Below are 20,308 nucleotides of genomic sequence, written 5' to 3' on the forward strand. Positions count from 1 at the left end.
AAACGTGAATGAATCACGAATTGCGCACTGGAGCAGGGGATGAGCTACGCGTCAATGTGCGCGGAACGCGTCTGGTCGATCTTGTTTTGGACGCACTTCTCCCCGGCTACCCGGTCCAGGGGTCAGTCGGGGGAGGTGGTGGGCAGGGCGGCTTCCCTGCCGGCGCCGTCGACTTCGTGGTCGCGGCTGGCGCCGATGAGCTTGAGTTGGGTGGTGGTGACGTCGTCGGTGTGGACGGCGAACTGGTGGCGGGCGCCGCCGGAGCCGTCATGGCCCGGGGTGGCGGTGGTGGCGGGCGCGCTCGGGGCGCTGGTGCCGCCGGGAAGTCCGGGGGTGGAGTCGCCGCCGCCGTCGCGTGCGCGGACACCGGAGTCGCGCGGCTGCTCCTGGGTGGCCTGGAGTTGCTGCGGCTGCTGCTGCCGGACGACCAGGTGCGCCACCGCGACGCGGGGCGCCTGCTGCGGCGCTGCCGCGACGGACGCCACGGTCTCGGCGACCGGTGCCACCTGGGTGACGACGGCCGGCACGCCGGGCATGGCGGCGGTGACGTCGTCCGAGTTCGAGCCGTCGCCGAGCACCGGGCCCAGCATGTCGTCGAGGGGCAGCAGCGCGGGCGCGTCCGGGTTGTTCGCAGGCGGCTGGGTGACCGGTGCGAGCACGGTGTGGGAGAGCGTGTCCGTGACGACGCCGACCGTGCTCGTGACGGTGTTCAGCGTCCCGCCGACCACGTCGAGCACTCCGCCGACGAGCCCGCCGAGCAGGTCGCCGCCGGAGTGTGCCGCCTTCGTGGTGGCCGGCTTCCCGGTGGTCCGGGTGTCCTTTGTGGTCTCTGGCGCGGTGGTCTTCGACGCGGTGCGCGTTTTGCCGGCTTGCCGCGTCTCGCCGGCCGGTGGCGCTTCGGCGGGCTCCATGCTGCCGCCGGTGTCGGTCCTCAGCGACGTCTCGCACGTGACGGCGCCGGTTTCGCGGCTCTTGTGGTGCTTGCCGTGCGAGAACACCCGCACGACGTGGTCCACAGTGGAAACCACCGGGGCGCTGGGGCACGTCGGCCGTTCCGCCGCCGACGCGGTGTTCCCGGACAGCGCGGCGCCGAGCAGCCAGCCCGCGAGGGTCAGGCCGCCGACGAGCAGGATCTTGGCGGCGGGCCGGTGCAGTGGTGCGGCCCACGGGCGCGGCGTGCGCACCCGCGTCCGGGGGCTCTCAGCCGCGGTGACCGCAGGCTGCGCGTGGGTGCCGCGGCGCGCGTCCGCCGTGCTGCTCACCGCCACCACCACCGTCCGCGCCTGAAGCTCTCGCGATGCACGCTCGAGTCTGTTTCTGCTGGGGTCTTTCTCCGGCCAGGTCGCAGTTCCCCCGGGGCTGCCCTCGTTCTAGCACCGCTCGGGAGTCTTTCATCTCTCCCGCGTCGGATCCAGTCCGTAAGGCGCAACAGCCCTACCGGGCAAGGTATCTGCGGCCGACAAGTTGATCACCTTCAGTGCCGTTCGGGTGCTCGCCCGCGACCATTCGGACGAGTGCCGCACTTCGCGCTTTTTTGGCGCTGACCTGATGTTTGCGGGCTCACTGGGGCTTTCCGTGTCGGTCCGGTCGCGTTCGGTGCTCGCTTGCCGGTTTCGGCCGGACGAGCGGAAGGCGTCCGAGATGGGGGACGCCGACTGCGCCGAACGGGCTCACCCGCCCGGGTCGGTCGCCGGGCGCCGAGTTCGCGCGGGGCACGGTCGTCAGACCAGTTTGCGCAGCCGGGTGATGGCTTCGTCGATCACTTCGTTGCGCTTGCAGAACGCGAATCGCAGGAGGTGCTTCCACTCGTCCGGGTGGTCGGTGAACACCTTGACGGGCACCGCGGCGACCCCGACCCGGCCCGGCAGCTCCCACGCCAGGTCGGCGGCGTCGGCGAAGCCCAGCGGCCGCACGTCGACACAGACGAAGTACGTGCCCGCCGTCGGCCGCACGGCGAAACCGGCGTCGGCGAGCCCGGAAGAAAGCCGGTCGCGCTTCTCCTGGAGGCTCTCGCGAAGACTGTCCACCCAGGCCAGTTCGTGGTCGAGCGCGTGCGCGACGGCCGGCTGCAGCGGGCCGCCGGACACGAAGGTCATGAACTGCTTTGCCGCCTTCACCGCCGCGACCAGCTCCGGCGTCGAGCAGACCCAGCCGATCTTCCAGCCGGTGCAGTTGAACGTCTTGCCCGCGCTCGAGATGGTCACCGTCCGCGCCCGCATGCCGGGCAGCGTGGCCAGCGGGATGTGCTCGGCGTCGTCGAACACCAGGTGCTCGTAGACCTCGTCGGTGATCGCGATCAGGTCGTGCTCGACGCACAGCGCGGCCAGCGCCTCGAGTTCGGCCCGGGTGAACACGGTGCCGGTCGGGTTGTGCGGCGAGTTGACCAGGATCGCCCTGGTCCGCGGCGTGACCGCGGCGCGCAGCGCGGTGACGTCGAGGCAGAACCGGCCGTCCGGGCCTTCGACCAGCCCGACGACCCGGCGCTCGGCGCCCGCCATCGCGACCGCCGCGGCGTAGGAGTCGTAGTACGGCTCGATGACGATCACCTCGTCGCCGCGCTCGGTCAGCGCCAGCAACGCCGCCGCGATGGCCTCGGTCGCGCCCGTGGTGACGAGGATCTCCGTGTCCGGGTCGTACTCGGTGCCGAACCGCCGCCGGTGCCGCGCGATCGCGGCCCGCAGCTCGGGCCGCCCGGGCCCCGGTGGGTACTGGTTGGCTCCGCCGAACAGCGCGTTCTTCGCCGCTTCGAGCATGCCGGCCGGGCCGTCGGTGTCCGGGAAGCCCTGGCCGAGGTTGACGGCGTCGTGCCGGACCGCCAGCGCGGTCATCTCCGCGAAGATGGTCGAGGTGAACGGCCGGAGGCGGGGGACGAGAGCAGGTTCGCGCACGATCAGCCATCCTCACGGACAATGGCGATGTGGAGCAACTGACCCCCGCCAAAGTGACCCCGGCCGACCCGCCGGGCGGCGCAGCCGGTGAAGAGCAGAAGCGCGTCGCGTTGCGCAAGATGAAGTTCGTCGCGCTGTCGTTCCTCCTCGGCGCCACGCTCGTGTTCCTGCTGACCAGCTGGGCGCAGGCGAGCGGCTGGCCGGGCTGGGTCGGCTACGTCCGCGCCGCGGCCGAGGCGGGCATGGTCGGCGCGCTGGCCGACTGGTTCGCCGTCACGGCGCTGTTCCGGCACCCGCTCGGGCTGAAGATCCCGCACACGGCGATCATCCCGAACAAGAAGGACGCGCTGGGCAACAGCCTCGGCGACTTCGTCGGGTCGAACTTCCTGTCCGAGGAGGTCGTCCGCGACAAGCTCAAGCGCGTCGAGCTCGCCAAGCGGCTCGGCGGCTGGCTCGCGGAGCCGGACAACGCCGAGCGCGTGACGTCCGAGCTGGCCACGGTGGTCCGCGCCACGGTGAAGGTGCTCCGCGACGAGGACATCCAGGCGATCATGGAGCAGGCCGTCGCGCGGCGGATCATCGACAAGCCGTGGGGTCCGCCGCTGGGCAAGATCCTCCAGGGCGTGTTCGCCGACGGCGCGCACCACAAGCTCGTGGACCTGATGTGCGACCGCGGCTACGAGTGGGTGCGCGACAACCACACGACGATGCTGCGCGTGGTGTCGGACCGGGCGCCGAGCTGGTCGCCGAAGTTCGTCGACGAGATGCTCGCCGACAAGGTCTACGGCGAGGTGCTGTCCTTCGCGTGGGCGGTGAAGACCGACGTCAACCACCCGATGCGGCTCGCGCTGGACAAGTTCCTCGGCGAGTTCGCCCAGGACCTGCAGACCAACCCCGACGTGATGGCGCGCGCCGAGCAGGTCAAGGGCCAGCTCGTGCACCACGAGGAGGTGCAGCGGCTGATCGGCTCGGCGTGGAGCACGGCGAAGGAGATGCTGCTCACCGCGGCCGAGGACCCGTCGAGCGAGCTGCGCCGGCGCGTCCGGCTCGGGCTCACGTCGCTGGGGCAGCGGCTGATCACCGACGACCAGCTGCGGGAGAAGGCCGACGGCTGGGTCGAGGGCGCCGCGGCGTACCTGGTGAGGAACTACTCGCGGGAGATCACGACGATCATCACCGACACGGTGGAGCGCTGGGACGCCGAGGAGACTTCCCGCAAGATCGAGCTCCAGGTGGGGCGCGACCTGCAGTTCATCCGGATCAACGGCACGGTCGTCGGCGCGCTCGCCGGGCTCGTCATCTACGCGGTCGCGGAGCTGCTGTTCTGAGCGGTCGGCATCTATACCACACCTGAGGGAGTCTCAACCCAGTTGTCCACAGGAAGCTGAGTTATCCCCCGGGTTATCCACAGGTTTTCACGGTGATGGCCTAATGGCTGTCCACAACGTGTGGGGGTAGGGCTCTCCGGGGCGTGGATATGTGGTGCCGTGCTCGCGAGTTGTCCACACCTGTTCGAGGGTCCGCCACTCGGATGAGGGCTCAGCCCGCCGCCGCGCGGGCCCGCCAGCCCCGCGCCTTCTCGCGGTTGCCGCAGACGCGCATGGAGCACCACGTGCGCGAGCGGTTGCGGGACTCGTCGTAGAACGCCCACAGGCAGGTGTCGGCGGGGCAGATCTTCAGCCGGATCCAGTCGCCGCGCACGACCAGCCGCGCGCAGGCCGCGAACACCGCGCCGACGACGTCGTCCGCGACGAGCGCCGGCCCGTCGTCGGTGAGGGAGATCCGCGTGCCGACGTCGACACGCGGCTCTCTCTCCAGCCGCGGATCGCCGATCGCGGCGCGCAGGGCGTCCCGCGCCGCGCGGGCTTCGGCGGCCGGATTGGCCGCCAGCGCGTGCCCGGCCGCCCACTCCCGCCACTGCCCGGGATCTTCGAGCAGGTCAGTGCCCTCTTCGACGTTGACCGTGTTGAGGAACTCCACCACGAGGGAGGCGTCGGTGTGCACGAAACCAGTGTACGGCGAAGAGTGGTTGCCCTTGACCACGCTAACCCACATAATCAGTTCGCTGGTTACTCGCGATCGAAGGGAGCGACGATGAGTGCGGTACCGACGCTGGGTGTGGTGGCCCTCGACTGCCCCGACCCGGTGGCGCTGGCGGAGTTCTACCGGGCGGTGCTGGAGTGGGACGCGCCGGAAGTGGTCGACGACGGGCACTGGGTGACGTTGCGCAACCCGGCGGGCGGCGCGGGCATCGCGTTCCAGCGCGTGCCCGGCTACCGGCCGCCGGGGTGGCCGTCGGCGGAGAACCCGCAGCAACTGCACCTGGACCTGAACGTCACGGACCTGGAAGCGGCGCACGAACGCGTCCTCAGTCTCGGCGCGAAACTGCTGGACGACAAGCCGAAGACGTTCCGCGTCTACGCCGACCCGGTGGGGCACCCGTTCTGCCTCTGCGCCTGCTGACCGGTTTTTGCGTAGGCTCGCGGTGTGATTTGTCCGAAGTGTCAGAACCAGATGCGGACCGTTGACAAGAACGGCGTCCACATCGACCAGTGCGAGGGCTGCCGCGGGATCTTCCTGGACCGCGGTGAACTCGAGGCCATCGCCGGCGCGGAGAGCTCGTTCTACGGGCGCCAGCCGCCGCCCTACCAGGGAGGTCCGGCGCCGACGGCGCACTACGGCCGTCCCGACTCGCCACGCCCGTACCGCGGTGGCGGTTACCCCGACTCGCCCAAGGGCTATCGGGGTGGCTACGCGGACTCGCCCAAGGGGTACCGCGGGCATTCGGATTCCCCGCGCCCGTACGGGCACGGCAACCGCAAGCGCGGCTTCCTCGAGAACCTCTTCGACTGAAGTGGGGCTCGACCTGCGGATCTGCCCGGCCTGCGGTGACCGGGCAGACCGCCCGGCCGTCGCGGACTCCGTCGTCTCGTGCCTCCGGTGCGGGCACCGGTGGCCGTTCCGGCGGCTGCCGTTGTTCGCGCTGACCGGCCCGAGCGGCGCGGGCAAGTCGACGCTCGGGCCGCTGCTGGCGACCCGGTTCGCCGGCGACGTCGTCGTGCTGGAGCAGGACATCCTCTGGACGGGTGCCCTGCGCGACGACGTCGCGGCGTTCCGCGCGGTGTGGCTGCGGATGGCGGCGATGCTGCACCAGAACGGCCGCCCGGTGGTGCTGTGCGGAACGGTCGCGCCCCCGGAGTTCGAGCCGCTGCCGGAGCGCGCGTTCTTCAGCGAGATCCACTATTTGGCGCTGGTCGGCTCGCCGGAGTCACTGCGACGGCGGTTGCGCGCACGCCCGGCCTGGCGCGAGTGGGACGAGCCGCGCATCGAGGAGATGCTGGAGTTCAACGCGTGGCTCCAGAAGTCGGCGCCGGACCTCGGCGTCGACCTCTTCGACACGACGGAGGTTTCGGCGGAGGAGACCGCCGACCACGTCGAGAAGTGGATCCGGGCACGGCTGCCTCAGCCGAGCGGCACTTTCCCGTGAAAGTGCCGGGAGTCGAGTCAGCCGAGTGGCCAGGTCCGGTCGTCCGGTGAGTCGAGCCAGAACTCCTGGCGCTCCCCGGTCACCGTCACGCCGAACCGGTCGCGTTCCGGTTTGCCCAGCTCGCACCACTCGACGTAGGCCGCCTCGACGACTTCCCACAGCGCCCTCGGGCCGCCTTGGGCCACCTCGTCCGCGCCGCCGCGCTTGCGGTGGCGGACCCACGAGCCGTCCGGGTGGACCAGCGCGACGCTCGGCGCTTCGTCGTCGGCGCCGTCGCGCACCGGCCGGACGCCGGGCAACGCGAGGCCGGCGAAGAACTCGAACTGCCGGCGCGGCTGGAGCACCGTCGACATCGGCACCCGCGTCTGCTCCCAGTCGTCGCGCGACGGCATCGGCAGCGGTCCGGCGTCCGGCAGCCGGTGCGCGCGGAGCGGCATGAAGCGGCCGTCGCGGGCCAGGACACGGCCCTGCCCGGTGCCGCCCTCGCCGGCGACGAGCCGGACCAGCCCGGCGCCGATCGGCCGGTTCAGCGTCGTCACGATCAGCCCGCCCGGCGTGGTCTGCGCCAACCACGCGGGCGGGATCGAAGACACCGAAGCGGTGCACAGCACCCGGTCGAACAGCGTGCCGGCCGGGAAGCCGAGCGCGCCGTCGCCCACCGCGCACGCCGGCCGGTAGCCCGCGAGGGCCAGCCGCTCGCGCGCCTCCGCGACGATCACCGGATCGATGTCCACTGTGGACACCTGGCCGGCGCCGCAGCGGTGGCTCAGCAGGGCGGCGTTGTAGCCGGTGCCGGTGCCGATCTCGAGCACGCGCTGCCCGTCCCGCACCCGCAGCTCCTCGAGCATGATCGCCATGATCGACGGCATGCTCGACGAGCTCGTCGGCGTGCCCGCCACCGGGCCGGTGCGCCGGGCGAGCTCCCAGCGGTCCGGGTCGTCGTCGAGCTGCGTCACCAGGACGTCGCGGGAGTAGACCGTCTCCAGCCAGCCAGGGTCGCCGCGGTCGACCGCGGCCCACAGCCCGCCCGCCGGCGCGAAGAACCGCGGCAGGAAGACGTGGCGAGGCACCGCCCGGAAGGCGGCGATCCACTCCGGGGCGTGCAGGACGTCCTCGTCGAGCAGGTGCTCGACGAGGCGCCGCCGCAGCCGGGCCGAGCGCGTCATGGCACCACGTTAGCGGTGAGCACCACCACACCCGATAGTTGCAAGCAGAGTGCTTGCAATAGCTAGCACGACGGCGTAGCGTGGAAGACGTCGTGAGGAGGTGACCGGATGACGGAAACCGGTGGGACACCGCCAGGATCCGGCGGTCCGATGGAGAAGGTCGCGGACATCGCTTCCGACATCGGCGAGTACATCCGCCAGCAGCGCAACACCGCGAAGATCTCGTTGCGCCAGCTGTCGAAGCTCGCCGGCGTGTCCAACCCGTACCTGAGCCAGATCGAGCGCGGGGTGCGCAAGCCCAGCGCGGAGATCCTGCAGCAGATCGCCAAGGGCCTGCGCATTTCGGCGGAAGCGCTGTATGTGCAGGCGGGGATCCTCGATCTCCCGACGGGTGGTCCGGTGGGCGACGCGATTCGCGCCGACGCCGAGCTGACCGAACGGCAGAAGCAGGTCCTGCTCGACGTCTACGAGTCCTTCCGCCGGGAGAACGCCGCGGCACGGCCGGCCGCCGAGTCCGCCCCCACCACCGCCACCCCAGACATTCCAGGCAGCAGTCCAGCCGCAGACACCAAGGAGTCAGCATGACCACCCCCAAGACCGAAGACGTCAAGAAGGCCGTCAACACCGCCCTCGACCAGGTCCGCACCCCGCTGCTCGCCGCGCTCGGCGCCGGCAACCTGGCGACCCACGCCGTCACCGACGCCGTGGCGAAGGCCAAGGAGAACGTGACCAAGGGCAGCGAGACCGCCCGCAAGAACCTGCAGGAGCTGCCGACCGAGGTCGAGAGCCTCCGCGAGAAGCTGGACCCGGCCGAGCTGCGCAAGGTCATCGACGAGTACACCGAGGCCGCGCTGAAGCTGTACAACAAGCTGGCCGAGTCGGGCGAGCAGGCCTGGGACAAGATCGCCACGCAGCCGCAGGTCAAGAAGGCCATCGAGCAGCTCGAGGAGGCCCTGACCACCGCGCAGGGTCAGGTCGGGGGCGTCACCACCGAGGTCCGTGAGCGCGTCGACGGCGTGCTGGCCAAGGTGACCAAGCGCACCCGCTCGGCCGGCGAGAAGGCCGCCCGCAAGGTGACCCAGGCCGCCGCCGAGACCGCGGACGCCATCGAGGAGCTGGGTGACGACGTCGCCCACGAGACCCGTTCGGCGAGCCGCCGGGTCGCGAACAAGACGGCTCCGAAGACGGCCGCCCCGGCCCGTCGGACCACCACCAGCACCACCACCAGCACCACCACCAGCGCCGCCGCGAAGAAGCCGGCCGCGCCGAAGACCGACAAGTAAAAACATCGTGAAAACCCCGCCCCGCCACCGGACCTCAGGTGGCGGGGCCGGGGTCGTTCGGGCGGTTTGCCGTAAGCTGTCGCTGTGCTAGTCGCCATCTGGATCCTCGAAGTCATCCACTGGGGCAGCGCGCTGGTCGGGCTCTTCGCCTTCGTGCACGCGCTGCTCCAGCGTGCCGACGCCTATTCGGCCGCCGACCGCAAGACCAAGCCCATCTGGATGCTGATCACCGGTGGCGCGACGCTCGCCATGGCGCTGTTCAACGTGATGGGCCCCGGGATGATCTTCTGGGTGCCGGCCATGGCCGCGGTCCTGGTCTACATCGTGGACGTCCGCCCGAAGCTGATCGAAGTCCAGCGCGGCGGCTCCAACTGGTAGCTGTGGTTAGGCTGGCGAGGTGACCTGGACGATTGCCGGGAGCCTCACCGTCGTTCCCGCTCCCACGCGTACTGACCTGCTCGCCGAGCCCGTCGCCAAGGCCCTGGCCGCGCTCGCGGACCCGGACGCCGTCGGCGTCGCCGAGATCGACCCGTCGCTGGCCGACACCGCCGCCTTCTGCGAAGCCTACGGCTCGCCGCTCGAGGCGTCCGCGAACTGCGTCGTCGTCGCCGGCAAGCGCGCGGGCGAGGTCCGCTTCGCGGCCGCGCTCGTGCTCGCGACCACCCGTGCCGACGTCAACGGTGTGATCAAGCGCCGTCTCGACGTCCGCAAGGCGTCGTTCGCGCCGATGGACGAAGCCGTCTCCCTGACCGGGATGGAGTACGGCGGCATCACCCCGGTCGGCCTGCCCGCCGAGTGGCCCGTCCTGATCGACAAGGCCGTCGCCGACGCACCTGAGCTCGTGATCGGCAGCGGGAGCCGCGGCAGCAAGCTGCTGATCTCCGGCACCGCGCTGGCCGCGTTGCCCGGAGCCGAGGTCATCGAGGACCTCGCCCGGTGACGTCGGTCTGGCTCCGGTATCTGACCGGCGCCGACATCGACTCGCTCGGCGTCACGGACGCGGACATCGTCGGCGCGGTCGAGGACGTGCTCGCCGACCACGGCCGCGGTCAGGTCGTCTTCGAGCCGCGTACGCACCTCGTGCCGGACAACGGCGGCAAGGGCCACTTCAACATCCTTCGCGGCCACCTTTCCGCGAAACAGGTCAGTGGCGTGAAGGTCGTCGGTGACTTCGTGGGGAACTTCGAACGGGGCCTCCCTTCGGAAATGGCGTTGATCCTGCTGCTCGACCCGGACACCGGCATGCCGCGGGCGATCGTCGACGGCACGATGATCACCGAGGCCCGCACCGGCGCGATGACCGCCGTGGGCGCGAAGTACCTGGCGCGTCCGGACGCCCGGGTGCTCGGGCACATCGGTGCCCGCGGCACCGCCTGGTGGAACGTCGTGCTGCTCGACTCGTTGTTCGACTTCGCCGAGATCCGCGTGACCAGCAAGCGCCCAGAGTCCCGCGAGGACTTCGGCCGCCGGCTGTCCGAGCGGCTCGGCAAGGACGTCCGCGTCTGTGCCACGGCCGAGGAGACCCTGGACGGCGCGGACATCCAGGTCGAGGCCTCCCGGCTGGTCGAACCCGAGGCGCTGGTGCGCCGCGAGTTCCTCCGGCCGGGCACCTTCCTGGTGCCCTACGGCACGATCAGCGCCCTCGAGCTGACGCTGCTCGACGACATCGACAAGGTCGTCGTCGACGACTGGCGCGAATCGAGGTCCGGCAACCCGCGGTTCGGTGCCCTGCGCCCGCAGCTCAACGCCGGCCTCCTCACCGCGGACGGGGTCCACGCCGAGATCGGCGACATCGTGGCCGGGAAGAAGCCGGGCCGCGAGCACGACGCCGAACGGATCCTGTTCTGGCACCGCGGACTGTCCACAACGGACGTCGCGGTGGCGAACCTGATCCTCACCCGTGCCGAGGCTTCCGGCGTCGGCACCATGCTGCCGTACCGATGATCATCGACGGAAGCGATTTCACCGACAGTGAACGGTTGGTTTTGGCCGGTTCGCTGGTCGAGAGCCTGCGACGGCGCCGGAAAGAGTTGTTGACAGCGCTGGAAAAGCGCTCGGCGCCGGTCTACGGCGTGAACACGGGGATGGGCCGCCTCGCGGGCGTCGCCCTCGATGCGCGGCAGCAGGCCGAACACCAGCGCAACCTGCTGATCGGCCGCGCCGTCGGCGGGCCGCCGTGGCTCCCGCCGGAAGACGTGCGCGCGCTGTTCGTCGTGCGGCTGCGGGACTTCCTGCAGCCGTGGTCGGGTGTGAGCCCGGAGCTGGTGCGGTTCCTCGTGGATCGCTTGAACGACGGGTTCACCCCTGCCGTCCCGCGCTTCGGCCTCGGCAGCTCGGGCGAGATCATCGCGCTGTCACACGCTTTCCAGACGTTCCTCGGCGTCGGCACGGTCCTCGAAGACGGCGTCGAGGTGCCGGCCGCTTCGGCGCTCGCTGCTCGCGGCGTCACGCCTTACGTCCTCGGGTCCAAGGAAGGTGCTTCGCTGCTTCAGGGTTCTCCGCTGGCGGTGATGCACGCGCAGCGGGGCTGGGCCGAAACCCAGCAGCTCATCGACCTGCAGACGCTCGCCGCGGCGATGGCGATCGACGTGCTCGGCGCGCCGCGCGAGGTCTTCTCACCGGTCATGGCGGGCGGCGACGACCACCTGCGGACGCTGCTGCACGAGCTGACCGAGCTGGTGGGAATCGGCCCGGTGCGGCCCGGCGTCGTGCAGGCCCCGCTGTCGGTGCGGGTCGCGCCGCGGGCGCTCGCCCACGCTTCGCGCGTCCACAGCGACTTGCGCGAGACCTGGCGACGCTGGGAGACGATGCCGGGCGACTCACCCTCGTTCGTCGACGGTTCGTTCGTTCCGGGGACGGGCTACCACGCGGTGGACCTGGGACTGCGGATGGACGCGGTGACGGCCGGACTGGCGCACCTCGGCGAAATCTCGGCGCAACGGACACACCGCCTGCTGGACGAGCGGTTCAGCGGGCTCCCCGCGCAGCTCACGGCCGATCCGGGGGCGCGGGCGGGATTGGCCCCGCTGCACAAGCGAGCGGCCGGCGAACTGCACGCGCTGCGCCGGCTCGCGGCACCGGCGACGCTCGGTTCCATCGACACCTCGGCCGGCCAGGAGGACGTGCAAGCGTTCGCGGCCGCGGCAGGCGAGCAACTGCGCGCGGCGGCGTCCCACCTGTTCGCGATCACGGCGTGCGAGCTGATCACGGCGTCCCAGGCTCGGTATCTGTCCTCCGGCGACGGCGTTCCGGGGCTTCGCGCGGCTTACGGGTGGGTGCGGTCGGTGGTGCCGCCGCTGGACGAGGACCGCCCGCTCGGCCCCGAGGTCGAACGACTGATCACCGCTTGCCGGGACAAGGGTTCCTCCGCTCGCCGATTCACGGCGGGTCGATCGGGACACCGGCCATGAGCGGGAGCACGGCGGCCTCGAGGAGATCGGCCGCGGTTCGCGCGGCCCGGCCGAGCTGTTCCGCACGTTCGTCCAGGGCGGAAAGCACTTCTGCGACGGCGACCTGGTGGTCCAGTGGCGGGAGATGTGTCGGAAGGGCTTCGAGGACGGTTGCGGCCAGGCTCGGCGGATTCGAGCCCGAGCCGTTGCGCACGATCCAGTCCTTGATCTGCGGGTGACTCAAGTAGAAGAGCAGATAGCCGGTGTCGACCGCCTCGCCCCGCGGTCGGATGCGAAGGCAGGAGGTGCCGAGCAGCCATCCGTCATGCTCGTCGCCGGCCAGCGCGTGCTGTCCCAGTTCGCCGGTGCGGACCGCGACGATGTCGCCCGGTCGCACCCGATAACGAGCCAGGCCGTTCGCGATGCCCGGGCTGACCGCGGTGCTCGCCTGAGCAGTGATCCGGTGCCGCCGGATCTCTCTGGGGGTGACGACCGGGACGAGGTCGCCTCGGGCGGGCTGGTCTTCGTCAGTGCGCTCCAGGGCAGGCAGCCGCTTGCCTCCGGGGCCGGCGAGGATGTCACAGACCTCGCCGAGTGGAACGACCGGCCAAGCGGCCGGTGCCTGGTCGATCAGTGGTTCCATGACGAGATCCTGTCCAGTTGCCGCTCCGCTTCCGCGTCGGCTCGGCTCACCTCGGCCAAGAGCTCGGAGAGCCGTACGCGGAGGTCTCGCACTTCGCTGATCGCCGCCGAAAGCTCGACGCCGGCCGTGGTCTTCCGGTAGATGGCCGGGTTCAGCCGATAGCCACGTGCTCGGATCTCGGCGATGGAAACGGGAACGCCCAGTCCTCGCTCGGCACGTCCGTGCCAGGCTTCCGTGATCCGGAGGATGTCCGCGGTGGTGAGTTCACGGCGGGCGGAGGCGACCGTCGTACCGAGCTCGGTGGCGTCGACCATGACGACGGAGGACGGGGGCCGCTTGCCCGGCGCGGGTTTGCTCAGCAGCCATACACAGACCGGCACGCTTGTGGTGGGGAACAGCCGGCGGGGCAGGGCGACGATGCCGCTGACCACTCCGGCTTCGACCATGCCCTGCCGGATGGCCTTCTCCGCGGCGTGTGTCGAGCTCAGTGATCCGTTTGCCATGACAACGGCAGCTCGCCCCCCCGGCTTGAGCAGCTCGAGGCAGAGCTGGAGCCAGCCGAAGTTGAAGTTTCCCTCCGGGGGCTCGCCGAACGGCCGGTTCAGTCCGGTCTGGTTCGCGAACCGGGGACCACCGGTGTTGAACGGCGGGTTCGTCAGTACGACATCCGCGACACCGGAGACCGACGAGCTCACCTGATCGGCGAGCACGAGCGACGAGCGGTCGCCGGTCATGCCGTGCAAGGCGGCGCGCAGCTTGGCCAGCCGCAGGGAATCTTCGTGGAGTGCCCAGCCGGTCGACCAGATCTCCGACGGCTGACGAGTGTTGCTCCGGACGTACTCGGCCGCGGTCACCAGAAGGCTGCCCGAGCCACAGCAAGGATCGAGGATCCTGTCGTCCGCACTCGGTTCGAGGAGAGCCACCACGGTTCTGGCGACGGATTCCGGGGTGAGGAACTCGGCGTTGCGCTTGTCGTCCCGCGCGACGAAACCGTCGAGGATTTCGTCGGATCCCAGAGCGTCCTCCGTGCCCACCGCAGTGCTGACGGCGTAGGCCAGCCCGCGGATGTCGATCTCCGAAGAGGTGATGGCCTGTGTCAGAGCGACGGCCTGCTCGGGCGCGAAGTAGCCGTGCCGCGTCAACAGCTCGGCGACATAGCGCACGTCGAGATGCTCCGGCTCCACCGGGTTTCCGACATGGTTTGCCAGCAGGAGGCCGAGCACGAGATCGCGGAGCCGGTCGTAGCCGAAGCGGCCGCGCTGATGGTCCAGTTCGACCCACAGCCTTCTGACGGGGTCAGGACGCGGGCGAGGTGTGGCGGTGCTCGGCTTCGCTCGGAACGTCGGCTCGAGCCGAGGCGCCGGGTGAGCCGGCGGGTCCGTCGCGGAGCGCCGGGCGTCCCCGGCCAGGTTCGCGCGGAACCGAGCGCCGAACGTGTCACCCGCGTTTTCTCCGGCCAGCAACGCGTTCGCCGGAATCCGGCGCTGGTCGAGCCAGCCGGCGACGGCCTCCACCGAATAACGTTCCCCCGCCGGAGTCCGCGTCGGAGCGGGAAAACCGCGGTGCCGCTTCCGCCAGTTGCTGATAGCTGCCTGCTTCACCCCGGCGAGGCGGGCGATGTCCGTGGCGGACAGTTGCTCGGTCACGAAGTGGCTCCCCGGGTGGCGTCGGGACGGTTGTCGAGAAGCGCCGGCGTGCGATCCAGCCTGGCGGACAGCGCGGAGACCTGGGGCGACACGTAACCGAGCAGCCGGTAGATGGTGCTGTGGTAGCGCCGGAGGTCGAGCTGGTGGATCGGCTCGTGGTGCATGATGCGGTTGCGGAAGTGCAGCAGCGGGAACAGATCGGCGTGCAGGTCGTGGCGTCGTCCCGAATGGTGCGGGAAGGCCCGGTGCAGGGCGGGGACCCAGAGCGTTCGATCGTAGGCCAGGCCTCGGCTGAGCAGCGACACCCAGAAGCCGAGAGAGAGTTCGGTGACGAGGTCGTCCGGGCAGCCGGCTGCCTTTCGCTTGGTGAGCTGGGTGTGTGCGCGGGTGATCGCACGACGGCCGTTGTCGGCCAGGGGAGCAGTGGCCCACCAGTCGGGCCGGCCGAAGTGCGACCGGAGTTCGTGGTGCAGCGCGTTCCGGAGGGTGACCTCCAGCCAGTGCAGCGGCGTGTAGAACGCGGACGCGACGGCGATGTTCCACTGGTAGAGCTCCAGCGCCGGTGCCGGGTCACCGCCGGTCGCGTCGAGGTACGGTCGGAAGCGCGGCTCCGAGATGTTCCGGTCAAGCCAGCCGGGCAGTGCGGTCATGGTCGGTCCCCCTCGGTCGGTGTGCATCATGGCTGATTTGTGGTAGCGTCGGTCGCGTAAGCCCCGGATCCGCCTCTGCTTCGGCATGCCATCCGGGGCAATTTCTTTTCCCGACTTCGCTTGGGTCGCCGGCGGGGTGCCGTGTGATGAGGGTATTCGCGCAGCAGGCTGCGCGCAACCCGCAATGTGTGAAGCGTTGTCGCTTCCGCTGGTCGCAGGACGAGTCGGCGCGGTCTCGTTCCGCATATTGCCAGTTCAATGGCCGTCTTGCCGAACTTGGCCTTCAAACTTCGCGGGCAGAGGTGGCGCCTTTGACCAAAGTGTGAAGTCGCGAAGCGAACTCTGTTAAGTCATCGGGAGAGCTCTTGCGGGCGGCGGCCGCCGGAACGGTCTCGAGGAAGCCGCTCAAGATCCGCGACGCGCGGCCTGCAGAGCGAGTCCTCGCGGCGTGGACACGCGCGTGATCACCGCGAACGCGCCGTCGCACACCAAGGCCAGGACCACCGCCGCCAGACCACCCGCGAAGATTTCGCCGTAACCCTGTGCTCCCAACGCGAACCCGTCGACTATGTAACGGCCGAGACCGCCACCGTCGTTGACGATCGCTCCGATGGCGACCGTCGCGATCAGCTGGAGGAACGCCACCCGCGCGCCCGCCAGGATCACCGGTGACGCCAGCGGCAGTTCCAGGCGCAGCATGATCTGCCCCTCGCGATGACCGGTGCCGCGGGCGGCGTCCACTGTGTCCTGCTCCAGGGACACCACGCCGGCGTAGGTGTTGGTGAACAACGGCGGCATCGCCAGCGCGACCAGAGCGAGGAGCAACGGCCAGAACGATGTGTCCAGCTCCCAGCGGCTGGCCAGGAACCAGAACAGGATGATCAGGCCGAAACTCGGGATCGCCCGGCCGATGTTCACCGCGCTGCTCGCGAGAAACGCGCCACGGCGGTAGTGGGCGAGCCACAACGCGGCCGGGATCGTCAACACCGCGGCGATCACCAGGGCGAGAAGGGAAAACCTGAGGTGCTCCAGCGTCCGGTAGGGAATGCCGGCCTTGTCGGTCCAGCTCCAGCGGTTCGGGTCCGCCAGCCACGCGTTCAGCTGGTCCACGAAACTCATCGCGCCCGCACCTTCCGCGACCAGGGCGCCAGCACGCGCTCGCTGAGCCAGAGAACGAGGTCGACGACCACCGCCAGGACCACCGACAGCGCCACGCCGACGATGATCTCCGTCGAGTTCGGCGTCGCCGTCTGGATCCCCGCGCGGATGAAGTAGCCCAGGCCGCCGAGGCCGAGCATCGACGTCACCGTGACCAGGCCGATGGTCGTCACCGCCGCGACGCGCAGCCCGGCGATCACCACCGGCAGCGCCAGCGGCAGCTCGATCTGCCAGAGCAGCCTGCCGCGCGTGTAGCCCATGCCGATCGCGGCCTCGCGGACCTCGTTCGGCACCTGGTCGACGCCCGTGACGATGTTGCGGACCAGGATGAGCAGCGTGTACGTCGCGAGCGGGATCATCGCGGAGACGAACGTCAGCCCGAAGAACGGCACCAGCAGGGCGAACGCGCCGAGGCTCGGGATCACGTACAGCGCGCCGGCGGTGCTCAGGATGAACCCGTACGACCAGCGGTAGCGCAACGAGATCACCGCCAGCCCGATCGAGACGACCAGGCCGATGCCGAGCGCGGCGGCGGTCAGCGAGATGTGTTCGACGAGGCGCTGGGCGATGTCGTCGGCGTTGCGGTCCACCCACTTCCACTGGAAGATCGGCGGTCCGCTGTCCGCGGCCAGCGGGGTCACGTGCACGCGCCGACCCTACCCCGATCGAGCGGCAAATTCCGCGGGTTGGGAATTCGGGATCTCCCATCATGTGGATTCTTGTCGGTGGACGGCGCTAGGGTCCTTTTCGTCTGTTCGAGTGACGAGGGAGTGGGGATTCGTGCGCTGGTTCCGGAACGCGTCCGTGGTGGCGGTGGCCGTCGCGGCGACGCTCGGCTTGGCCGCCTGTGGTGGTGGCAGCGACAGCGGTGACAAGCCCGCCGCGCAGAGCAAAGGTGGGGCGCCGATCGTCGTCGCGTCCTTCAACTTCACCGACAGCCAGATCCTCGCCGAGATCTACGCGCAGGCGCTGGAAGCCAAGGGCTACCCGGTGGCCCGCAAGCTGAACCTCGGCTCGCGGGAGCTGATCTACCCGTCGCTGAAGTCCGGTGAACTGCAGTTCGTCCCGGAGTACCAGGGCGCGGCGATCACCACCGGCTTCGGCAAGGAAGCCGGGAAGACCGCGCAGGAGGAGCACGACCAGCTGGCGAAGCTGTTCGAGCCGAGCGGCGTCTCGCTGCTGAACTTCGCGCCCGCCGAGGACAAGAACACCTACATCGTCAAGTCCGACCTGGCCAAGGACAAGGGCATCGCGTCGATCAGCGACCTGAAGAAGCTGGACAAGGTCGTCATGGCGGGCCCGCCGGAGTGCGAGAAGCGCCTCCCGTGCTTCCTCGGCTTCAAGGACGTCTACAAGCTGACGAACGCGACCTTCCAGACCATCCAGGAAGCCGGGCCGCGGGTCGAGCAGCTCAAGTCCGGCGCCGTCACGGTGATCCCGGTCGACTCGGTCAGCCCGCTGACCGGTGACTCGAACTACACCGTGCTCAAGGACGACCTGAACATCGTGCCGACCGAGAACGTCGTGCCCGCGGTGAACAAGAAGGTCCTCGACGAGCGCGGCGCCGACTTCGCGACCGCGGTCAACGCGGTCAGCGCGAAGCTGACGACCGATGTCATGCGGGACCTCAACAAGCGCGTCGACTCCGACGGCGAGAAGGCGGCCGACGTCGCGAAGGACTGGCTGGCCCAGGCCGGTCTCTGAACTACGCGATCCCGCTGACGGCCCACGCGCGGGCCGTCAGCGGGATCGAGCCGTCCGGGTTCGTCGGCAGGCGGCTGCGCAGCAGTTCGCGGATCTGGTCGCGACGGACCTCGGGAAGCGTCGCGAGGTAGGCCGGCGCCGGTCCCTGGGCGCCGAGAAACGGCTGCCAGTAGTCGTCGAAATCCTTGAACACCGTCGGAATCTTGATTTCCCCGACCGAAACCGAGGTCAGGCCCGCCTCCGTCCACAGCCGGCCGAGCGGCGCCGGGCGGCACAGCGGGAAGCGGCGGCCCTCGTCCAGTTCGGCGACCGTCGTGGGGTCCAGTTCGGCCGCGGCGTCCCAGAAGTGCCGGATGAGCCGCATGCCTTCGGCGAGGTCCCACAAGTACGCCGCGGCCAGTCCACCCGGGACGGTCACCCGCGCGATCTCCGCCGCCGCGCGGGCCGGGTCCGGGACGAAGTTCAGGACCAGGCCGGTCGCGACGACGTCGAACCGGGCGGCCGGGAACGGCAGCTCACGGGCATCGGCCAGCGTGAACGACGCCCGCCGGTCGGTCACGCTCGCGCGAGCCGTCTTCAGGAAGTCTTCGGACGGGTCGACGCCGGCGACTTCCGCGGGATCGGCCGCGGCCAGCACGGCCGAGGTCAGCGCGCCGGTGCCGCAGCCGACGTCGAGCCAGCGTCTGCTCGCCGGGACGGCGAGCCGCCGCACGAAGGTCTCCGCGATCCGGCGGCTCCACCGTCCGATGTAGGCCTCGTACGCGTCGCCTGACTGCCACATGTCCCCGAGTACAGCACAAAAACCGCTGGTCAGCCGCTAGCCAGGTCACCCGTCGCGGTGTGCCCGGCCGACGTCGCGCGCCGCAGGAACCCGGCGATCAGCGCCAGTTCGTCCTCGCTGTAGTCCGCGCAGAGCTCGTCCATCGCGGTACTCATCCCCGCGTAGAGCCGGAAGATCTCCGAGTTCCGGCCGCGGACCGCGCGCACGGCGACCGCGCGCCGGTCGGCCGCCTCGGGGTCGCGTTCGCGGACGACGAAGCCGCCCTTCTGAAGCCGGTCGAGGATGCCCGTCATCGTCGCGGGATGCAGGCCGGCGCGGCGGGCGAGCGCGCTCGGGCTCAGCGGGCCGTGCCGGGCGATCAGCTCGAGGCAGTCCAGATCGATGTCCTTGATCGCCAGCTGGGCACTGACCTGGTGGTTCAGCAGCGAAAGCTGGTTGCGCAGCTCCCGCAGCGACTCCTTCACCGCCACGGTCGACCGCCGGCGACGCGAACCGGCCTCCGCGTCGGCATCAGATATGGAACTCATATGATATGCTCCTAATATCATCTGAACTTCAGGCATCAGCGTAACCCGATGCGGGACCGCCGCCCGGGGGAAAGGACTCACCATGATCGTGCTCACCGGGGCGACCGGCTTGGTCGGCCGCCTGCTCGCCGCCGAACTCACCGGAACCGCGGGCGTCCGCGCCGTCACCCGCGGACCACGGAACGCGGGTTTTCCCGTGGACGTCGAGGTCGTCGAAGGAGACCCGTCGCGACCCGAGACCCTCGCGAACGCGCTACGCGGCGCCTCCGCGTTGTTCCTCCACGCGCGTGCCGTCGGCGACGCCGCGCACGACCTGGTCGCGCTGGCCCGCGACCTCGGTGTCCGCCGCGTCGTCGCGCTCGCCGCCGCCAACGTGGACGACGACCTCGCCGCGCAGCCGTCGCGTTTCCGCGGCGATCGCAACAAGGAGGTGGACGTCGCGGCCGCGACGAGCGGCCTGGAGTGGGTGAGCGTGCGGCCGAGCTCGTTCGCGCTCAACGCGCTTTCCGCCTGGGGCGGCCAGATCCGCGCCGGAGACGACGTCCGCTACGTGCACGCCGGGTTCGAGGAGTCGCCGATCCACGAACGCGACCTCGTCGCGGTGCTCGCCCGCGCCCTCGTCGGCGACGACCTGCTCGGACGCCGCATCGACCTCACCGGCCCGGAGTCGCTGTCGCACGCGGAGATGGTCCGCCTCATCGGCGACGCGCTCGGCCGGCCGTTGCGCTTCCATGAAATCCCGGCCGAGGCCGCCGCGCGGGGCATGCTGGCCAACGGCTTCCCGGAGCCGTTCGTCACCGCGATGATGGCGCGCTACGCCGCCCACCTCGCGCGGCCGCAGTTCCCGCCGACGCCCGAGGTCGAGAAGATCCTCGGCCGCCCGGCGCGCACGTTCGCCGAGTGGGCCGCCGACCACGCCGACGATTTCCGGCCGGCTGAGGAGTGACGCTCACCGAGGGCGCCGATCGGCCGTGCGGGGTGCGGTG

General features: G+C 70.3%; 23 protein-coding genes. 12 read left to right on the forward strand and 11 right to left on the reverse strand.

Annotated elements, in window-relative coordinates; translation table 11 throughout:
* Positions 1-122: 122 nt before the first annotated feature.
* Together AB0M82_RS06335 and AB0M82_RS06340 are read right to left on the reverse strand one after the other, a co-directional pair.
* A complete protein-coding gene (locus AB0M82_RS06335) occupies positions 123-1,262 on the reverse strand; it encodes a hypothetical protein (RefSeq protein WP_364718185.1) in 1,140 nt (379 codons plus the stop codon).
* Between the two features lie 459 nt (positions 1,263-1,721).
* Positions 1,722-2,888, reverse strand: coding sequence for a pyridoxal phosphate-dependent aminotransferase (locus tag AB0M82_RS06340; RefSeq protein WP_364718186.1), 1,167 nt, complete (start codon positions 2,886-2,888; stop codon positions 1,722-1,724).
* Positions 2,889-2,917: 29 nt separating this feature from the next.
* On the opposite strand from AB0M82_RS06340, the gene AB0M82_RS06345 reads away from it, so the two are divergent.
* Positions 2,918-4,216: a DUF445 family protein gene (locus AB0M82_RS06345; protein WP_364718188.1), complete on the forward strand. Its 1,299-nt coding sequence runs from the start codon at positions 2,918-2,920 to the stop codon at positions 4,214-4,216.
* A 211-nt stretch (positions 4,217-4,427) separates the two neighbouring features.
* Here AB0M82_RS06345 and AB0M82_RS06350 read toward each other — a convergent pair whose 3' ends face one another.
* Positions 4,428-4,892 carry a CGNR zinc finger domain-containing protein gene (locus tag AB0M82_RS06350; protein ID WP_364718189.1) on the reverse strand — a complete coding sequence of 155 codons (465 nt, stop codon included), beginning with the start codon at positions 4,890-4,892 and terminating at the stop codon, positions 4,428-4,430.
* Positions 4,893-4,982: 90 nt separating this feature from the next.
* Here AB0M82_RS06350 and AB0M82_RS06355 point away from each other — a divergent pair, with 90 nt between their 5' ends.
* The 3 genes from AB0M82_RS06355 to AB0M82_RS06365 are packed head-to-tail and all read left to right on the forward strand — an operon-like array spanning position 4,983 to position 6,375.
* Positions 4,983-5,351 (forward strand): VOC family protein, encoded by a 369-nt coding sequence (locus tag AB0M82_RS06355; protein WP_364718190.1) that lies wholly within the window; start codon positions 4,983-4,985, stop codon positions 5,349-5,351.
* Between the two features lie 27 nt (positions 5,352-5,378).
* A complete protein-coding gene (locus tag AB0M82_RS06360) occupies positions 5,379-5,741 on the forward strand; it encodes a zf-TFIIB domain-containing protein (RefSeq protein WP_364718509.1) in 363 nt (120 codons plus the stop codon).
* Between the two features lies 1 nt (position 5,742).
* Entirely contained in the window at positions 5,743-6,375 is a 633-nt protein-coding gene (locus AB0M82_RS06365) for a nucleoside kinase (RefSeq protein WP_364718191.1), read from the forward strand.
* Positions 6,376-6,392: 17 nt separating this feature from the next.
* On the opposite strand, the gene AB0M82_RS06370 is transcribed toward AB0M82_RS06365, so the two are convergent.
* Positions 6,393-7,541, reverse strand: coding sequence for a methyltransferase domain-containing protein (locus AB0M82_RS06370; RefSeq protein WP_364718192.1), 1,149 nt, complete (start codon positions 7,539-7,541; stop codon positions 6,393-6,395).
* A 150-nt stretch (positions 7,542-7,691) separates the two neighbouring features.
* Here AB0M82_RS06370 and AB0M82_RS06375 point away from each other — a divergent pair, with 150 nt between their 5' ends.
* From AB0M82_RS06375 to AB0M82_RS06400, 6 genes are all read left to right on the forward strand, one after another.
* On the forward strand, positions 7,692-8,126 hold the full coding sequence (locus AB0M82_RS06375) for a helix-turn-helix transcriptional regulator (RefSeq protein WP_364718511.1): 435 nt from the start codon (positions 7,692-7,694) through the stop codon (positions 8,124-8,126).
* Complete coding sequence (locus AB0M82_RS06380; protein WP_364718193.1) at positions 8,123-8,824, forward strand: hypothetical protein; 702 nt, start codon at positions 8,123-8,125, stop codon at positions 8,822-8,824. Before AB0M82_RS06375 ends, AB0M82_RS06380 begins: the two co-directional genes overlap by 4 nt.
* A gap of 84 nt (positions 8,825-8,908) precedes the next feature.
* Complete coding sequence (locus AB0M82_RS06385) at positions 8,909-9,202, forward strand: DUF2516 family protein (RefSeq protein WP_364718195.1); 294 nt, start codon at positions 8,909-8,911, stop codon at positions 9,200-9,202.
* A gap of 19 nt (positions 9,203-9,221) precedes the next feature.
* Positions 9,222-9,764, forward strand: coding sequence for a YbaK/EbsC family protein (locus AB0M82_RS06390; protein ID WP_364718197.1), 543 nt, complete (start codon positions 9,222-9,224; stop codon positions 9,762-9,764).
* The gene (locus tag AB0M82_RS06395; protein WP_364718199.1) at positions 9,761-10,768 is read left to right on the forward strand and encodes an ornithine cyclodeaminase family protein; all 1,008 of its coding nucleotides are present in this window, start codon (positions 9,761-9,763) and stop codon (positions 10,766-10,768) included. Before AB0M82_RS06390 ends, AB0M82_RS06395 begins: the two co-directional genes overlap by 4 nt.
* Positions 10,765-12,234 (forward strand): aromatic amino acid lyase, encoded by a 1,470-nt coding sequence (locus AB0M82_RS06400; protein ID WP_364718201.1) that lies wholly within the window; start codon positions 10,765-10,767, stop codon positions 12,232-12,234. The genes AB0M82_RS06395 and AB0M82_RS06400 overlap by 4 nt, the downstream gene beginning before the upstream one ends.
* On the opposite strand, the gene AB0M82_RS06405 is transcribed toward AB0M82_RS06400, so the two are convergent.
* The 5 genes from AB0M82_RS06405 to AB0M82_RS06425 form a co-directional block, all read right to left on the reverse strand.
* The gene (locus AB0M82_RS06405) at positions 12,203-12,856 is read right to left on the reverse strand and encodes a restriction endonuclease subunit S (protein ID WP_364718203.1); all 654 of its coding nucleotides are present in this window, start codon (positions 12,854-12,856) and stop codon (positions 12,203-12,205) included. The genes AB0M82_RS06400 and AB0M82_RS06405 overlap by 32 nt on opposite strands.
* A complete protein-coding gene (locus AB0M82_RS06410; RefSeq protein ID WP_364718204.1) occupies positions 12,844-14,502 on the reverse strand; it encodes an N-6 DNA methylase in 1,659 nt (552 codons plus the stop codon). Before AB0M82_RS06410 ends, AB0M82_RS06405 begins: the two co-directional genes overlap by 13 nt.
* On the reverse strand, positions 14,499-15,152 hold the full coding sequence (locus AB0M82_RS06415; protein ID WP_364718205.1) for a hypothetical protein: 654 nt from the start codon (positions 15,150-15,152) through the stop codon (positions 14,499-14,501). Before AB0M82_RS06415 ends, AB0M82_RS06410 begins: the two co-directional genes overlap by 4 nt.
* Before the next feature lie 405 nt (positions 15,153-15,557).
* Positions 15,558-16,271: an ABC transporter permease subunit gene (locus AB0M82_RS06420; RefSeq protein WP_364718206.1), complete on the reverse strand. Its 714-nt coding sequence runs from the start codon at positions 16,269-16,271 to the stop codon at positions 15,558-15,560.
* Entirely contained in the window at positions 16,268-16,951 is a 684-nt protein-coding gene (locus AB0M82_RS06425; RefSeq protein ID WP_364718512.1) for an ABC transporter permease, read from the reverse strand. Before AB0M82_RS06425 ends, AB0M82_RS06420 begins: the two co-directional genes overlap by 4 nt.
* 139 nt (positions 16,952-17,090) lie before the next feature.
* Between AB0M82_RS06425 and AB0M82_RS06430 the strand changes: the two genes are divergently transcribed.
* Entirely contained in the window at positions 17,091-18,014 is a 924-nt protein-coding gene (locus AB0M82_RS06430) for an ABC transporter substrate-binding protein (protein WP_364718207.1), read from the forward strand.
* 1 nt (position 18,015) lies between these two features.
* Here AB0M82_RS06430 and AB0M82_RS06435 read toward each other — a convergent pair whose 3' ends face one another.
* Together AB0M82_RS06435 and AB0M82_RS06440 are read right to left on the reverse strand one after the other, a co-directional pair.
* On the reverse strand, positions 18,016-18,795 hold the full coding sequence (locus AB0M82_RS06435) for a class I SAM-dependent methyltransferase (RefSeq protein ID WP_364718208.1): 780 nt from the start codon (positions 18,793-18,795) through the stop codon (positions 18,016-18,018).
* A 29-nt stretch (positions 18,796-18,824) separates the two neighbouring features.
* A complete protein-coding gene (locus AB0M82_RS06440; RefSeq protein WP_364718210.1) occupies positions 18,825-19,322 on the reverse strand; it encodes a MarR family transcriptional regulator in 498 nt (165 codons plus the stop codon).
* An 82-nt stretch (positions 19,323-19,404) separates the two neighbouring features.
* Between AB0M82_RS06440 and AB0M82_RS06445 the strand changes: the two genes are divergently transcribed.
* Positions 19,405-20,268, forward strand: coding sequence for an NAD(P)H-binding protein (locus tag AB0M82_RS06445; protein ID WP_364718212.1), 864 nt, complete (start codon positions 19,405-19,407; stop codon positions 20,266-20,268).
* Positions 20,269-20,308 lie beyond the last annotated feature (40 nt).

The organism is Amycolatopsis sp. NPDC051128, from assembly GCF_040682715.1.
Classification (GTDB): domain Bacteria; phylum Actinomycetota; class Actinomycetes; order Mycobacteriales; family Pseudonocardiaceae; genus Amycolatopsis.

Bases quoted from the DNA above. Each gene is read 5' to 3' on its own strand.
- AB0M82_RS06405 (WP_364718203.1), bottom strand. From the start codon at position 12,856: ATGGAACCACTGATCGACCAGGCACCGGCCGCTTGGCCGGTCGTTCCA.
- AB0M82_RS06355 (WP_364718190.1), top strand. From the start codon at position 4,983: ATGAGTGCGGTACCGACGCTGGGTGTGGTGGCCCTCGACTGCCCCGAC.
- AB0M82_RS06380 (WP_364718193.1), top strand. From the start codon at position 8,123: ATGACCACCCCCAAGACCGAAGACGTCAAGAAGGCCGTCAACACCGCC.
- AB0M82_RS06445 (WP_364718212.1), top strand. From the start codon at position 19,405: ATGATCGTGCTCACCGGGGCGACCGGCTTGGTCGGCCGCCTGCTCGCC.
- AB0M82_RS06415 (WP_364718205.1), bottom strand. From the start codon at position 15,152: ATGACCGCACTGCCCGGCTGGCTTGACCGGAACATCTCGGAGCCGCGC.
- AB0M82_RS06375 (WP_364718511.1), top strand. From the start codon at position 7,692: ATGGAGAAGGTCGCGGACATCGCTTCCGACATCGGCGAGTACATCCGC.
- AB0M82_RS06440 (WP_364718210.1), bottom strand. From the start codon at position 19,322: ATGAGTTCCATATCTGATGCCGACGCGGAGGCCGGTTCGCGTCGCCGG.
- AB0M82_RS06435 (WP_364718208.1), bottom strand. From the start codon at position 18,795: ATGTGGCAGTCAGGCGACGCGTACGAGGCCTACATCGGACGGTGGAGC.
- AB0M82_RS06420 (WP_364718206.1), bottom strand. From the start codon at position 16,271: ATGAGTTTCGTGGACCAGCTGAACGCGTGGCTGGCGGACCCGAACCGC.
- AB0M82_RS06370 (WP_364718192.1), bottom strand. From the start codon at position 7,541: ATGACGCGCTCGGCCCGGCTGCGGCGGCGCCTCGTCGAGCACCTGCTC.
- AB0M82_RS06400 (WP_364718201.1), top strand. From the start codon at position 10,765: ATGATCATCGACGGAAGCGATTTCACCGACAGTGAACGGTTGGTTTTG.